This is a genomic window from Brucella pseudintermedia (assembly GCF_008932435.1).
Classification (GTDB): Bacteria; Pseudomonadota; Alphaproteobacteria; order Rhizobiales; family Rhizobiaceae; genus Brucella; species Brucella pseudintermedia.
This window is the reverse complement of sequence record NZ_WBWE01000014.1, coordinates 117,370-131,156: the sequence shown is the minus strand read 5'-3', so window position 1 is coordinate 131,156 and position 13,787 is coordinate 117,370. Positions and strand designations below refer to the sequence as shown.

Below are 13,787 nucleotides of genomic sequence, written 5' to 3'. Positions count from 1 at the left end.
AAAAACAAAATGTTAGACCGGTTCCGGCGACTCCGTTTTAACCGGAATGCTCCAAGCCGAGCAGCTTACTGCACGCGTGGCAGCTTCTGGCGTTGCTTTCAGTGTCGCTGCCCAGAAGACGAGCGTGACAAGGCTGATGCCTGCGCCGAGCAGGCAGACGCCGTTCCAGCCTGCATGAGCGTAGACCCATGTTGAAACTGCTGAACCGCTTGCGCTGCCGATGGAATAGAAAACCATATAGGCGGCGGTAAGCCTGTTCTGCGCGTCTGGTCGGACGCGGTAGATCATCGCCTGGTTGGTGACGTGGACGGCCTGAAGGCCGAAGTCGATTACCAGCACACCTGCGATTAACCAGAGCAGCGAGTGCCCAAGCAGGGCTATCAATCCCCACGAGATAAACATCAGGAGCAGGGCAAAGCCTGTCATGCGCTGCGCATGGCCACGGTCGGCAACGCTGCCTGCCCGCGATGCGGCCAGTGCTCCTGCTGCACCTGCCAGCCCGAAAAGGCCGATCTGGGCGTGGCTCAGCTCAAAAGGCGGTGCGCTGAGCGGCATGACCAGTGGTGCGAGCAAGGTGGTTATATTGGCAAAGATCAGCATGGCGATGATGGCGCGAATGCGCAGCACCGGCTCGGAACGAAACAATGACACGAGCGACAGAATAAGTGCCGGATAGCGGACGCTGGCGGGTTGGCGCTTCTGGTCGGGGAGGGAGCGCCAGAGCAGCAGCGCGATTGAAAGCGTTAGAATGGCGGAAACGAAATAGACGATACGCCAGCCGCCAATGTCGGTGAGGGCGCCAGCTATGGCGCGCGCCAGCAATATGCCGAGCACGATGCCGCTGGTGACGATGCCGACCACATGGCCGCGCCGCCCAGGTTCGGCAAGGCTGGCCGCATAGGCGACGAGCGCCTGCGTGACGACGGCGAGCAGCCCCATGAAAGCCATGGCGACCAGAAGTACGGTGGCATTGGCCGCAAGGCCGATTGCGATCAGTGACAGGACCGACAGAAGGAAATGCGTGATGATGAGCTTGCGCCGATTGAACAGGTCGCCGAGCGGAACGAGGAAAATCAGGCCGAGTGCATAACCGATCTGGCTGGCGGCGACGATAAGGCCCGCGGTTGATCGCTTGAGGCCGAGGTCGTCGGCCATCACATCGAGAAGCGGGTGAGCGAAATAGACATTGGCTACCGCCAGCCCGCTTGCCGCTGCAAACAAAAGAAGAGTAGCTGAAGAAAGCGCAGGGCGTGCATCAGGGTTCGCGGACAGCCTTGCTGCCGCGTCGGTTGAGGTTTGCATGATGAGCTCCTAAAATGGTTTCAAAATGAAACCATTTTGTTTGTAGTGGAAAAGGTTTTATATTGCAACCATGTTGCAATCGATGGAGCGAATATGGTTCGGAAAAAAAGCATGAAAGGCGATTATTGCCCCAGTGCGCGCGCGCTTGACGTGATCGGCGACTGGTGGTCGCTGCTGATTGTCCGTGAAGCCTTTGACGGTGTGACGCGTTTCAGCGCCTTTCAGAAAAATCTGGGAATCGCTCGCAATATTCTTTCCGACCGCCTGCGCAAGCTGACGGGGGAGGGCATCATGGAAGCTGTACCGGATCCCAAGGGCGGCGCGCATCAGGAATATCGGTTGACGGCAAAAGGGCGCGATCTCCTGCCTGTCATCGTGTCACTTCGCCAATGGGGTGAAAAGCATCTCTTTGCGCCCGGCGAAACGCATTCACGCCTCGTCGACAGCGTTTCAGGCGAGGATGTGGCCGCGCTTGATGTCCGCGCTCAAGACGGGCGCGTGCTTTCTGCGGATGATGTGGTCCTCATTAAGGTGCGTGAGGACGATCTGTGAATTTCAGTTCTGCCGTTCGGCGATAAAGCGGGCGGCCTGCTTGAGAATATCGGCGTCCTTGCCGAATGGCGCCAGCAGGCTTTCCGCCTGGGCAACCAGTCCCGAAAGCCGCTTGCGGGTCCAGTCGATGCCGTGAAGTGAAACCAGCGTGGCTTTTCCGGCGGCGGCATCCTTGCCGGTGGCCTTGCCCATCGCCTCAGTGTCGGCGGTCACGTCCAGAAGATCATCCGCCAGCTGGAAGGCAAGGCCGATGGCCGAACCGAATTCGGCCATGCGCTCGCGATCTTCGGTGGATGCGCTGGCGATGATGGCTCCCGCCTCGCAGGCAAAACGGATCAGCGCGCCGGTCTTCATGGCCTGAAGCGTGATAATACCGGCCTCGTCGGGCTTGCTGGTTTCGGCCATCAGATCGAGAGCCTGTCCGCCTGCCATGCCGCCGAGACCAGAGGCGCGCGCCAGCGCGGATACAAGCTGCACGCGGGTTGTTGCATCGAGGTCGGTTTCATCCGACGAGATTATGTCGAAAGCGTAGGTCAGCAGGCTGTCGCCAGCCAGGATGGCGGCTGCTTCGTCGAATGCCTTGTGTACGGTCGGCTGGCCGCGCCGCAAATCGTCGTCGTCCATCGCGGGCAGGTCGTCATGGACAAGCGAATAGCAGTGAATGCATTCAAGTGCAGCGGCAACCCGCAGAACGGCATCGCCAGCCTTGCCAAAGAGGGCGGCACTTTCGACAACCAGAAAAGGCCGGAGACGCTTGCCGCCGTTCAGGACACCGTGGCGCATGGCGGCGAGCAGCCTTTCCGGGCGGGCAATTTCTCCCGTCCTGAGGCGCTGGTCCAGAAGGCCCGTCAGTGCCATTTCCACTTCCATGGCGCGAAGGTTGAGAACGGCGGTGAAATCGGTCGGCAGCTTTTCCATGGCAAAGGGGATGGACGAAAGCGCCGGTTTGGTCAACCGGCCACAGCGATCAGCACAGGCTTTTTCATTTGAACGTCACGAAACGGCGCGTTCCGACTTGTTTCCCTGCCCGGATTATGGAATCCGGTTCAAACTTATTAAGGAATGGTTTATGTCGCTTGGGGGAAGGCAGCAGGCAGTGACAGTGGCAAAAATCATCATCAAGAGCAAAGATGGTCGCAATTATCTGGCAGATCCTGTTTGGGGTGCCCGGATTGCTCTTGCGCTCAAGATTCTGGTGGTTCTGGCCGTGCTGCCGATTTTTCTGCTTCTGGTCTATTCCTTGCCTTTCGTCCGCCCGATCTCGACCCTGATGGTGAAGGATTATGTTCTGCTGCAGGATGTCGATCGCCAATGGGTCAGTATCGATGATGTCGCGCCGGTTCTGGTCAATTCGGTGATGATGGCCGAGGACGGCCAGTTCTGCAGCCATGGCGGGGTAGACTGGCATCAGCTTGGGCTGGTTCTGGACGATGCGGGCGACGGCGGCCCGAGCCGCGGGGCCTCCACCATAACCATGCAGACGATGAAGAACCTCTTCCTCTGGAACGGACGCTCCTATGTCCGCAAGGGGCTTGAATTTCCGCTGGCGCTGGCCGCCGACGGGCTTCTGTCCAAAAAGCGCATAATGGAGATTTATCTCAATATTGCCGAGTGGGGGCCGGGCATTTACGGGATCGAGGCCGCTGCCCAGCATTATTTCAAGCGCCCGGCGGCAAAACTCAACGCCCAGCAATCGGCATTGCTCGCTGTTACCCTGCCGAACCCGGCATTGCGCAATCCCGCCAAGCCGACACGCAACATGCAGCGCATTGCCCGGATCGTGGCCGGACGCGCGGCGCGGTCGGGGCCCTATGTGATTTGCGTACAATAAATCGATGATACGAAAAAAAGATAAGACTCCCGCTGGTCAAACGCGGTGAGAGCGTGTATAGGCACGTGACTTTCCGGAATTTTGTCCGATGTGACAGGCTCTTCGGGGCCGTGCCGGACGTTTATTGACCGATCAGTGGAGCTGAATCCATGGCAGTACCAAAACGAAAAACGTCTCCGTCGAAGCGCGGCATGCGCCGTTCGGCTGACGCTCTCAAGGCCCCGACCTATGTCGAGGACAAGAACTCGGGCGAACTTCGTCGTCCGCATCATATCGATCTGAAGAGCGGTATGTATCGCGGCCGTCAGGTCCTCGAAGCCAAGGAATAAGTCTGACGCTGCATAGCAGCCGAAAGATGGTTTTCAAAACGCCGTTCCCGTTTGTTCGGGAGCGGCGTTTTTATTTGGAGTGCATCCCGTAAAGTGAGCATCGGTTTTCGGCCTCAAGATGCGCGAAAGAACAAGCAAAAAAGCGGTTTCAATCCGCTCGAAAGTATATTTGCGTTTTAAATATCTTTCTAATTTAGCTTACTTCAAAATAATCAAGTAGATTTCCTAAAATTCAAAAAAATTTGAAAGGCATACTATCGACACAAAGTGCGAAAATGTTCCTTAATTAATTTTAGAAATGGATTTTGTTATGAACGATATTATCAAGATTATTATCTCGAATGGCGGCTTGTCTGTAAGATCTGGAATTACGTTCGTCAACGTGGCTGGCAATACAACCTATAACGAAGATCAATTTGGGAAAATGTCCGACACGCCATACCAGGTGGGCAGCACGGAACGTGCCCTTCCCGGGGCTGTGGCGTATTTTGCCAGAAAAAATCTACGTTAGAGCGGCTACGATTTTAACGGAACCGCTCTAACTATTTGCTTTTTCGGCATTTCCAAACGCAAAACCGTTTCACATTTCTCTGGAATGTTCAGCCCGCGTCGGTATTGAAGCCAGCGCCTTCAATACCGGCGATGGCTGCGATTTCGTCATTGTCCGATGTGTCGCCCGAAATACCCACCGCACCGAGGATTTCGCCGCCTGCGTCCTTGATCAGAACGCCGCCTGGCACCGGCACGATCTTGCCGCCCGAGACGCCGGAAAGACCTTCCAGAAAATGGGGACGTTCCTTCGCCTGATTGTTCAGCCAGCGCGAGCCGGTGCCGACGGCGAGCGCGCCATAGGCCTTGCCCGAGCCGATTTCAAAGCGGAGCATGGACGCTCCGTCCTGACGCTGGAAGGCCTTCACGTGGCCGCCGGCATCGAGAACGCAAACAGCAAGCGGCTTCAGTTTCAGTTCGTCTGCCTTGGCAAAGGCACCGGCGATGATCGTATTGGCTCGTTCGAGGGTCAGCGAAGGCATGGATATCTCCTATATGTGGCTCAACGTAATTTAGGCTGTCGCGACCCGCGATGCACACTCCAATGACTCTCGTCACAGGAAAAACACTTTATCAAATTTCATGAAGACGGCTGTCGCCGCACGGCAAAGCTTGCCAAGGCCCGAAATTTGGTCTTTGTGGTGCGGAACATTTTAAGGAGGAAAGAATGTCCGAACCGAAAGCCATCGTCATCGCCAGCGCAGCCCGCACCGCGGTGGGCGCTTTCAACGGTGCGTTCGCGAATGTCCCGGCGCATGAGTTGGGCGCCACGGCCATCAAGGGCGCGCTGGAACGCGCCGGTGTGAACGCGACGGATGTGGACGAGGTTATTCTTGGACAGGTGCTGACGGCAGGAGAAGGACAGAATCCTGCGCGGCAGGCGGCGATGGATGCCGGTTGCCCGAAGGAGACGACGGCGTTTTCCATCAACCAGCTGTGCGGCTCCGGCTTGCGCGCGGTTGCGCTCGGCATGCAGCAAATCCTTTCCGGCGATGCAAAAATCGTGGTGGCTGGCGGTCAGGAATCCATGTCCATGGCCCCACATTGCGCGCATTTGCGCTCGGGCGTGAAGATGGGCGACTTCAAGATGATCGACACCATGCTGAAAGACGGCCTGACAGACGCCTTTAATGGCTATCACATGGGGATCACCGCCGAGAATATCGCCCGTCAGTGGCAATTGACCCGCGCCGATCAGGATGAATTCGCGCTGGCCTCGCAGCAGAAGGCGGAAGCCGCACAGAGCGCCGGAAGGTTCGAGGATGAAATCGTTCCGGTGACCGTGAAAGGCCGCAAGGGCGACGTGATTGTCTCGGCGGATGAATATATTCGTCCGGGCACTACGATGGAGGCTCTGGCCAAGCTGAAACCGGCCTTCGACAAGGAAGGAACCGTTACTGCCGGCAATGCATCCGGCATCAATGACGGCGCGGCCGCGGTTGTGCTAATGGATGCGGATGAAGCCGCAAAACGCGGCGTGAAGCCGCTCGGCCGCATTGTTTCCTGGGCTACAGCCGGTGTCGATCCGGCGATCATGGGAACAGGTCCCATCCCGGCTACCAAAAAGGCGCTCGAAAAGGCAGGCTGGAGCGTTGGCGATCTCGACCTGGTCGAAGCCAACGAGGCCTTTGCGGCGCAGTCATGCGCCGTCGTGCGCGATCTCGGGCTCAATCCGGAGATCGTCAACGTCAATGGCGGAGCAATCGCCATCGGGCATCCGATCGGCGCCTCTGGAGCGCGCGTGCTGACGACGCTGCTTTACGAAATGCAGCGCCGTGATGCGAAGCGCGGTTTGGCAACACTTTGCATCGGCGGCGGTATGGGCGTTGCCCTGTGCGTCGAACGCGACTGACTTTTTCTTCATTGAAAGGGGGCGGGCGGAGAAATAGCTCCGTCCGCCTTTTTGTTTCCGCAATGAGGGGATTGAAATCGGATGCGCTGGATGGGGTGGCGTTGCCGGAAAAGTTAACGCAAAACCGTTGAAACAGGCGTCGAAGTCCATTCAACATCGATTTTCTATGGTGTGCCTTGATTGCTGCCCACAAGATGTGGTGAGAACAAATGGAGAAACTTTTCGGATCAGCGATTCGTCGCCGATTCGTTCCGGCTTTGGCCTGAAGGTTAACGGAAATCCTGTTTCCGCCCCTTTTGGCATTAAGGAAGTATCAGTAATCATTAAGATTTTCTGAAACATCGCTTAGCCTTTCGCAACGTCTGTTGACAGGTTTTGCCAAAGGTTAACAACCATGGTGTTTCGCGTCAGGAGAACACGGACAAGCGGAACATTTGATTCATCATGTTGTGGGCGTTTGTGTTAGGCTTACTATATGTTGCCGTGAACAAATGGCGAAGCTCGCGGAGTCAGCGATTCGTCGCCGATTCGTTCCAGAGTCGTTCCAATTGTTAATCGACAAGTTATTGATCGGCTTCACATCGGTCGTCGACATATCGGCAATTGGCCCATACTTAAACTTAACAGGAGCGCTTTCGGTGCAGGTCGTATAGTGCTATCGCAGAACCAGCATCCAGCCCGTAAAGGGCGCTTGTACCGGGAATCCGATTATTGGCATGAACCAACTCCCTGCCCATGATTTGCCGCTGACCCTGAGTGGCCGCGATGTGACTGCCGTGCTTGGACCGACCAATACCGGCAAAACGCATCTGGCCATCGAACGCATGCTGTCTCATGGAAGCGGCATGATCGGCCTGCCGCTGCGCCTTTTGGCGCGCGAGGTCTATAACCGCGTCGTGGAACGGGTCGGCGCGGCCAATGTTGCGCTGGTGACGGGCGAGGAAAAGATCGTGCCGCCAGGCGCGCGCTATTCCGTCTGCACGGTCGAGGCCATGCCGCGCCGCACGGACGTAGCTTTCGTGGCCATCGATGAAGTGCAACTGGCTGGCGATCTTGAGCGCGGCCATATTTTCACCGACCGCATCCTGCACCTGCGCGGGCGGCAGGAGACGCTGCTGCTCGGTGCCGCAACCATGCGCGGCATTCTGGAGAAGCTGCTGCGCGGCATCAATGTGGTGACGCGGCCGCGCCTGTCGCATCTGGCCTATGCCGGCTCCAAGAAGATCACCCGGCTACCGAACCGTTCCGCCATCGTCGCCTTTTCCGCCGATGAGGTTTATGCGATTGCCGAACTGATCCGCCGTCAGCGCGGTGGGGCGGCAGTAGTCATGGGCGCGCTCAGCCCGCGCACGCGTAATGCGCAGGTCGAGCTTTACCAGTCGGGCGATGTCGATTTTCTGGTGGCGACCGATGCTGTTGGGATGGGGCTCAATCTTGATGTCGACCATGTCGCTTTTGCGCAGAACCGCAAGTTCGATGGCTATCAGTTCCGCGATCTGACGCCAGCCGAAGTGGGGCAGATTGCCGGACGCGCAGGCCGGCATCTGCGCGATGGCACATTCGGCGTAACCGGGCAGGTGCATCCATTCGATGAAGAACTGGTCGAACGGGTAGAAGCGCATAATTTCGATCCGGTGAAAGTTTTGCAATGGCGCACGGCGCGTTTCGACTTTTCGTCGCTCGATTCCCTGCGGTATTCTCTGGAAACACCTGCGCCGGTCGAGGGGCTGGCCAAGGCTTTGCCGGCTGTCGATCAACAAGCGCTTGAAAATTTGTCGAAAGACGAAGAGATTGTGCGGCTTGCGACGACGCCGGCGCGGATCGAGCTTTTGTGGGACGCCTGCGCGCTGCCCGATTATCGCAAGATCGCGCCGGCGCAGCATGCCGATATCATTGCAACCATCTATCAGGATCTTGTCCGCCGAGGGAGCGTCGATGAAGATTATATGAGCGAACAGGTGCGCCGCGCCGACAGCACAGAGGGGGAAATCGACACCCTGTCGCATCGCGTGGCGCAAATCCGCACCTGGACTTTCGTGTCGCACAGGCCGGGATGGCTTGCCGATCCGACACACTGGCAGGAAAAGACGCGCGAAATTGAGGACAGATTGTCCGACGCGCTGCATGAAAGGTTGACGAAACGCTTTGTAGACCGCAGGACAAGCGTGCTTATGAGGCGCCTGAGAGAGAATGCCATGCTTGAAGCAGAAATCAGCCCGGCCGGAGACGTGATTGTCGAAGGCCACAATGTCGGGCAACTGGAAGGATTCCGTTTTACCGCTGACGTTCAGGCCGAAGGGCCGGACGCCAAGGCGGTGAAGTCGGCTGCACAAAAGGCGCTGGCCGCCGAGTTCGAACGCCGCGCGGAGCGCTTTGCTGCTGCGCCGAACGGCGATTTCGCGCTGGGCTCGGATGGCGTCATGCGCTGGGTTGGTGCAACGGTCGCAACGCTGGTTGCGGGCGATGACCTGCTGAAGCCGCGCGCGGTGATCCTGGCCGACGAACAGCTTACGGGAGCCGCGCGCGACAAGGTTGCCGCACGCATCGACCGTTTTGTCGCGCATCATATCGAAACCGTTTTGAAGCCGCTGACCGATCTGGCTGCTGCCGATGCCCTGACCGGCATGACGCGCGGTCTCGCATTCCAGATCGTCGAGAATCTGGGCATTCTTCCGCGTCGCGACGTGGCGGAGGAAGTGCGCGGCCTCGATCAGGATTCGCGCGCGGCGCTTCGCCGTCTGGGTGTGCGTTTCGGTGCCTATCATGTCTTCATGCCCATGCTGCTGAAGCCCGCTCCGGCTGGCCTCATTACGCTGCTGTGGGCGCTCAAGAACGATGGCCGCGAACGCGCCGGCTACGGCGATGTCGTGAATGTGCTGGCCGCTGGCCGCACTTCGGTCGTGGTCGATCCGGCTTTCGATCCGATGTTCTATCGTCTGGCAGGCTATCGCGTGCTGGGCCGCCGCGCCGTGCGCATCGACATTCTGGAACGTCTTGCCGATCTCATTCGCCCGGCGCTCGCCTGGCGTCCGGGTTCCGGTGCGCGCCCGGATGGCGCTTATGACGGTGGACGCTTTATCGTTACGCCTGCCATGATGTCCATTCTCGGTGCGACGACCGAGGACATGGAGGAAATCCTGCGCAGCCTCGGTTATCGCCACGAGGCGATGGAAGCTGCTGCGGTGACGGCGAAGCTCGCCGAGCTCGACGCTTTCGCGGCTGAAGCCGCCGCCAAGGAAGCTGGCGTTTCTCCGGTTGCAGAAGCCGAAAAGCCCGCCGTTCCAGCGGCTGAACCCGTGCCCGCACCGGTGGTCGTTGCCGAGGCGGAGGCCGAAGCCAAGGTGGACGAAGCGGCTCCAGCGGCAGCGGAAGCGGCACCGGCCGTTGAAACAGCAGAAGCCGCGGCCGAAGAGCCAAAGCCTGTTCTTCTCTGGCGTCAGGGCCGCTTCGAGGGCCGCAACCGCAATCAGGACCAGAACCGTCAGCGCCAAAATCGCGGAAACCAGAATCGCGGTCATCAGAACCGCGATCAGGGTGGCGAGGCCCGCAAGTCCGACGGTGCGGAGCAGCAGGCCCGCAATGATCGCGGCGGCAAGCGCTTTGACAAGCAAAAGCGGCATGACGGCGAGGATAAGCGCGAAGGTGGCAAAGGCGACTTCCGCGGCGGCAATCCGCGTCAGCAGAAGCGCGATCATAGTCATCAGGGCGGCAAGCGTGTCGAGCAGGAGCGTCCTGCACGCATCGATCCCGACTCACCTTTCGCCAAGCTTCTGGCCCTTAAGGAGCAGATGAAGAAGTAAGATGACCGGCGAACAAGGCGGAAGACAGCGCATTGACAAGTGGCTGTTTTTTGCGCGCGTGGTCAAATCAAGATCGCTGGCGGCGAAACTCGCCGTCGGCGGCAAGGTCCGGGTCAATCGCGACAAGATCGAACAGGCTGCGTATCAGGTAAAGGTCGGCGACGTACTGACCATTACGCTGGACCGGCGCATCCTCGTCTACAAGATACTGGCTCCGGGAGAGCGGCGGGGTCCGGCACCCGAGGCCCAACTTCTTTATGAAGATCTTTCCCCGCCGCCAGTTTCTGCGGCGGCTGTCGAGTCCGCAACGCCGCAGCGCGAGAGCGGCGCGGGAAGGCCAACCAAGAAAGACCGCCGCGAAACGGATCGTTTGCGCGGAAACTGAGATGGACGCGTTGCCGCAGGCGCCTTGCGGTAGTGATGGAAATTGCTCGCCGGGCCGTTCCGGCGAAAGCGTTTTCCAAGCCGAAGCCGCTAAACGAAATGCCGTTTCAGGCATGGGTGACTTCGTGATATTGCGGCGTTTGTACCCTTGTCACGGCGGGATAAAATCGTTACCTCACGCATTGTCATAAAAGGGCATGGGCTGATACCCGCAACCATTTCCGTGCACGGTGACTTCGTGGCGAGATATTCCAGGGCCCCGGGCTGATTGTCGGCTTGTCGGAATATCGGCGCAAAGCTGTAGGATAGATAAGCTGCCTGTTCAAAAATTCGGGCGGCAACAGGAGTTCGACGATGACGTATGTCGTGACCGATAATTGCATTCGCTGCAAATATACGGACTGCGTCGAGGTCTGCCCGGTCGATTGTTTCTACGAAGGCGAAAACATGCTCGTCATCAATCCCGACGAGTGCATCGACTGCGGCGTATGTGAACCGGAATGCCCTGCCGAGGCGATCAGCCCCGACACCGAGCCGGGCCTCGACAAGTGGTTGGAACTGAATACGGAATATGCGGCAAAATGGCCCAATATTACCGCGAAGAAGGATGCCCTTCCCGAAGCCAAGGAAATGGATGGCGTGGCCGGCAAGCTGGAGAAGTATTTCTCTGCCGAGCCGGGTAGCGGCGACTAATACCGGCACGGTATAGCAGGTCCGTGCTTTCAGGCTCCTGCGAGCAGTATGGTACTTTATAAGTATCTCGTTGTTTTAGAAGGTTTCGCACCTGCGGAACACCACGGTTCATCCTGTCAACACTGACAGGATGAACGGCATTACGGAAAAGCAGGATTTATCACTTGCATTTTCTGTGACGCACCGGCAAAAGACGAATGAAATCACGGGAAAACGCCCATCTTTTAGGTGTGTTGCGTTGCCGGATACAGCATATCTGGCAATTTGTTGATTCTTGCGCGAAATTGTGTTAGCTTGTCACGATAATTTCGGTGACTGGACGTCAAGTCGTGGCGCTATGCGTTAATCTCTGAAAGGGCTGATCTTTAGTACCGGGCTGAATGGCACCGGGGAAGATGATTGCGATGGCGTCGTCCTCCTCACCGTACACCCGGTCGGTTAGATTTGTCGTCAGACACGTTTTCAGTTGCAAACCGACAAGCAACGTCCGTGCTTCATTTCTCCGGAGCGCGGTCGAACATCATGTGTCAACCGGCGGGGCGCGCCGGGCACAACAGGGAGTAATGAAGCGTATGTCATCCCAGCAGAAAAAGTCTCCAGTAGCGCGTGGCGGTTTCAAGGCCGGTGAGGCCATCGTATATCCGGCTCATGGCGTTGGCCAGATCGTGACGATCGAAGAGCAGGAAGTGGCAGGTCACAAGCTCGAGCTCTTCGTGATCGATTTCGAAAAAGACAAGATGCGCCTGAAGGTGCCGGTTGCCAAAGCCGCTTCCATCGGTATGCGCAAGCTGTCGGAGACCGATTATGTTGAACGTGCATTGAAGGTTGTTCAGGGCCGCGCACGTGTGAAGCGCACAATGTGGTCGCGCCGCGCGCAGGAATATGATGCAAAGATCAATTCCGGCGATCTGATCTCGATCTCGGAAGTCGTTCGCGATCTTTTCCGCGCTGAAAACCAGCCGGAACAGTCCTATTCGGAACGCCAGCTTTACGAAGCCGCGCTTGATCGCATGGCGCGCGAAATCGCAGCCGTGAACAAGCTCTCGGAAACCGAAGCGGTTCGTTTGATCGAAGCCAATCTCGCCAAGGGTCCGAAGCGCGGCAAGGCCGATGCTGAGGCCGATCTCGACGACGATGAAGTTGAAGCCGCGTAAGCTTCGCTTTCTTTTTCTTTCTAAAAGGCCCGGCTCCAGCCGGGCTTTTTATTTGCCGTTCATCGGCAAAGGCCGGATCTGCGCCGTCCTTCGTGCAGGAAACGGCGGTATTCTTTGGTTAAAGTTTTATTGAGTTTTGCAATCGGTCGTTAACCCTTTCAGTCATCGTCCTGCATTCTCAAAGATTTATCCTGATCGGGAGGGAACCTGAACGCAGCTGGTGCGTTCTCCCAGACACCAGTTCGTAAACGGGTTTGTTTTGCGGCGTAATCATGTTGGCCAAAGAATGGGCCTGGCGGGGAGTTTTGGGCGGTTTTGCTAGCCGTCCAAGGAGTCTTTGAGGGACTGGCATATCCTTCCACTGAACGCCCGACGGGGCGTGAGTTCAGAACAGGAGAACCAGATGAAGCAGTCATCCATGAGCAGTTCTTCCGCAGTTCCAGCCAATCGTATGCCTATGGTTGCGCGCAGCCTCCCGGCGACAGCAGCCTCTTCCCAATCCATGATCCGCAGCGCGATGTCAGCTCCTTATCTGGAGCGCGAAGAGGAACGCGATCTCGCCATTCGCTGGAGGGAGCTGAAGGATCAGGAAGCCCTCCATCGCATCACTTCCGCGCATATGCGGCTGGTTATCTCGATGGCGGGACGCTTCCGCAAGTTCAAACTGCCGATGAGCGATCTCATTCAGGAGGGCTATGTCGGCCTTCTGGAGGCTGCAGCGCGTTTCGACCCCGAACGGGAAGTGCGTTTCTCCACCTATGCATCCTGGTGGATTCGCGCATCCATGCAGGATTATATCCTGCGCAACTGGTCGATTGTGCGGGGCGGCACAAGTTCGGCGCAGAAGGCACTGTTCTTCAACCTGCGGCGTCTTCGTTCAAAACTCGCCCAATCGGACGACACCATGAGCAAGGCGGAGATTTATCGGGAAATTTCCGATCAGCTTGGCGTGTCAGCGAGCGATGTCGAGATCATGGACAGTCGGTTGTCGGGGCCGGACAGTTCGCTTTCCGCCCCCGTAAACAACGAGGAGTCGGGTGCGTCGCGCCGCATGGATTTTCTGGTCGACGATCATCCCTTGCAGGATGAAATCGCGGAAAGCTCCATCGATATGGAACGCCGTAACCAGTGGCTCAACGTGGCGCTCGACACGCTGAACGAGCGTGAATTGCATATTATCCGCGAGCGCCGTCTCGATGATGATGGCGTGACGCTGGAAGCGCTGGGTGAAAAGCTCGGCATCTCCAAGGAACGGGTGCGGCAGATCGAAAGCCGTGCAATGGAGAAACTGAAGATAGCCCTGTTGAGCCAGCACGAACTGGCGGCTTATCAGGCATAAGC

The 13,787-nt window shown here is 57.8% G+C and carries 13 protein-coding genes; 10 read left to right on the top strand and 3 right to left on the bottom strand.

The features are described 5' to 3' along the window. Nucleotides 1-12: 12 nt before the first annotated feature. The gene (locus tag F9K78_RS18305; protein WP_121986159.1) at nt 13-1,302 is read right to left on the bottom strand and encodes an MFS transporter; all 1,290 of its coding nucleotides are present in this window, start codon (nt 1,300-1,302) and stop codon (nt 13-15) included. A gap of 93 nt (nt 1,303-1,395) precedes the next feature. Here F9K78_RS18305 and F9K78_RS18300 point away from each other — a divergent pair, with 93 nt between their 5' ends. Beyond that, on the top strand, nt 1,396-1,854 hold the full coding sequence (locus F9K78_RS18300; protein WP_122066797.1) for a winged helix-turn-helix transcriptional regulator: 459 nt from the start codon (nt 1,396-1,398) through the stop codon (nt 1,852-1,854). A 3-nt stretch (nt 1,855-1,857) separates the two neighbouring features. Here the strand turns inward: F9K78_RS18300 and F9K78_RS18295 are convergent, their stop codons facing one another. Then, complete coding sequence (locus tag F9K78_RS18295; protein WP_151682534.1) at nt 1,858-2,772, bottom strand: polyprenyl synthetase family protein; 915 nt, start codon at nt 2,770-2,772, stop codon at nt 1,858-1,860. 184 nt (nt 2,773-2,956) lie between these two features. Here F9K78_RS18295 and mtgA point away from each other — a divergent pair, with 184 nt between their 5' ends. The 3 genes from mtgA to F9K78_RS18280 all read left to right on the top strand — a co-directional run bounded on the left by mtgA (nt 2,957) and on the right by F9K78_RS18280 (nt 4,525). Then, complete coding sequence (mtgA, locus tag F9K78_RS18290) at nt 2,957-3,685, top strand: monofunctional biosynthetic peptidoglycan transglycosylase (RefSeq protein ID WP_186443337.1); 729 nt, start codon at nt 2,957-2,959, stop codon at nt 3,683-3,685. A 149-nt stretch (nt 3,686-3,834) separates the two neighbouring features. Next, nucleotides 3,835-4,014 (top strand): 50S ribosomal protein L32, encoded by a 180-nt coding sequence (gene rpmF, locus F9K78_RS18285; RefSeq protein ID WP_006467787.1) that lies wholly within the window; start codon nt 3,835-3,837, stop codon nt 4,012-4,014. A 310-nt stretch (nt 4,015-4,324) separates the two neighbouring features. Further along, complete coding sequence (locus F9K78_RS18280) at nt 4,325-4,525, top strand: hypothetical protein (protein WP_144897741.1); 201 nt, start codon at nt 4,325-4,327, stop codon at nt 4,523-4,525. Between the two features lie 88 nt (nt 4,526-4,613). Here F9K78_RS18280 and F9K78_RS18275 read toward each other — a convergent pair whose 3' ends face one another. Continuing rightward, nucleotides 4,614-5,045 carry a GlcG/HbpS family heme-binding protein gene (locus F9K78_RS18275; protein ID WP_121983371.1) on the bottom strand — a complete coding sequence of 144 codons (432 nt, stop codon included), beginning with the start codon at nt 5,043-5,045 and terminating at the stop codon, nt 4,614-4,616. Nucleotides 5,046-5,230: 185 nt separating this feature from the next. On the opposite strand from F9K78_RS18275, the gene F9K78_RS18270 reads away from it, so the two are divergent. The 6 genes from F9K78_RS18270 to F9K78_RS18235 all read left to right on the top strand — a co-directional run bounded on the left by F9K78_RS18270 (nt 5,231) and on the right by F9K78_RS18235 (nt 13,785). Then, nucleotides 5,231-6,415: an acetyl-CoA C-acetyltransferase gene (locus F9K78_RS18270; protein WP_121983370.1), complete on the top strand. Its 1,185-nt coding sequence runs from the start codon at nt 5,231-5,233 to the stop codon at nt 6,413-6,415. A 716-nt stretch (nt 6,416-7,131) separates the two neighbouring features. Continuing rightward, nucleotides 7,132-10,215: a helicase-related protein gene (locus F9K78_RS18260; protein ID WP_121986157.1), complete on the top strand. Its 3,084-nt coding sequence runs from the start codon at nt 7,132-7,134 to the stop codon at nt 10,213-10,215. Nucleotide 10,216: 1 nt separating this feature from the next. Beyond that, nucleotides 10,217-10,600 carry an RNA-binding S4 domain-containing protein gene (locus F9K78_RS18255; protein ID WP_121986156.1) on the top strand — a complete coding sequence of 128 codons (384 nt, stop codon included), beginning with the start codon at nt 10,217-10,219 and terminating at the stop codon, nt 10,598-10,600. A 353-nt stretch (nt 10,601-10,953) separates the two neighbouring features. Next, nucleotides 10,954-11,292, top strand: a complete 339-nt coding sequence (gene fdxA, locus F9K78_RS18245) for a ferredoxin FdxA (RefSeq protein WP_006467781.1) — start codon at nt 10,954-10,956, stop codon at nt 11,290-11,292. A 572-nt stretch (nt 11,293-11,864) separates the two neighbouring features. Beyond that, entirely contained in the window at nt 11,865-12,446 is a 582-nt protein-coding gene (locus F9K78_RS18240) for a CarD family transcriptional regulator (protein ID WP_006471273.1), read from the top strand. Nucleotides 12,447-12,849: 403 nt separating this feature from the next. After that, nucleotides 12,850-13,785 (top strand): RNA polymerase factor sigma-32, encoded by a 936-nt coding sequence (locus F9K78_RS18235; protein ID WP_121986154.1) that lies wholly within the window; start codon nt 12,850-12,852, stop codon nt 13,783-13,785. The last annotated feature ends 2 nt before the right edge of the window (nt 13,786-13,787 follow it).

Excerpts from the sequence above, each read along its gene's own strand:
- F9K78_RS18305 (WP_121986159.1), bottom strand. The coding sequence starts at position 1,302 with ATGCAAACCTCAACCGACGCGGCAGCAAGGCTGTCCGCGAACCCTGAT.
- F9K78_RS18300 (WP_122066797.1), top strand. The coding sequence starts at position 1,396 with ATGGTTCGGAAAAAAAGCATGAAAGGCGATTATTGCCCCAGTGCGCGC.
- F9K78_RS18295 (WP_151682534.1), bottom strand. The coding sequence starts at position 2,772 with ATGGAAAAGCTGCCGACCGATTTCACCGCCGTTCTCAACCTTCGCGCC.
- rpmF (WP_006467787.1), top strand. The coding sequence starts at position 3,835 with ATGGCAGTACCAAAACGAAAAACGTCTCCGTCGAAGCGCGGCATGCGC.
- F9K78_RS18280 (WP_144897741.1), top strand. The coding sequence starts at position 4,325 with ATGAACGATATTATCAAGATTATTATCTCGAATGGCGGCTTGTCTGTA.
- F9K78_RS18275 (WP_121983371.1), bottom strand. The coding sequence starts at position 5,045 with ATGCCTTCGCTGACCCTCGAACGAGCCAATACGATCATCGCCGGTGCC.
- F9K78_RS18270 (WP_121983370.1), top strand. The coding sequence starts at position 5,231 with ATGTCCGAACCGAAAGCCATCGTCATCGCCAGCGCAGCCCGCACCGCG.
- F9K78_RS18260 (WP_121986157.1), top strand. The coding sequence starts at position 7,132 with ATGAACCAACTCCCTGCCCATGATTTGCCGCTGACCCTGAGTGGCCGC.
- F9K78_RS18255 (WP_121986156.1), top strand. The coding sequence starts at position 10,217 with ATGACCGGCGAACAAGGCGGAAGACAGCGCATTGACAAGTGGCTGTTT.
- fdxA (WP_006467781.1), top strand. The coding sequence starts at position 10,954 with ATGACGTATGTCGTGACCGATAATTGCATTCGCTGCAAATATACGGAC.
- F9K78_RS18240 (WP_006471273.1), top strand. The coding sequence starts at position 11,865 with ATGTCATCCCAGCAGAAAAAGTCTCCAGTAGCGCGTGGCGGTTTCAAG.
- F9K78_RS18235 (WP_121986154.1), top strand. The coding sequence starts at position 12,850 with ATGAAGCAGTCATCCATGAGCAGTTCTTCCGCAGTTCCAGCCAATCGT.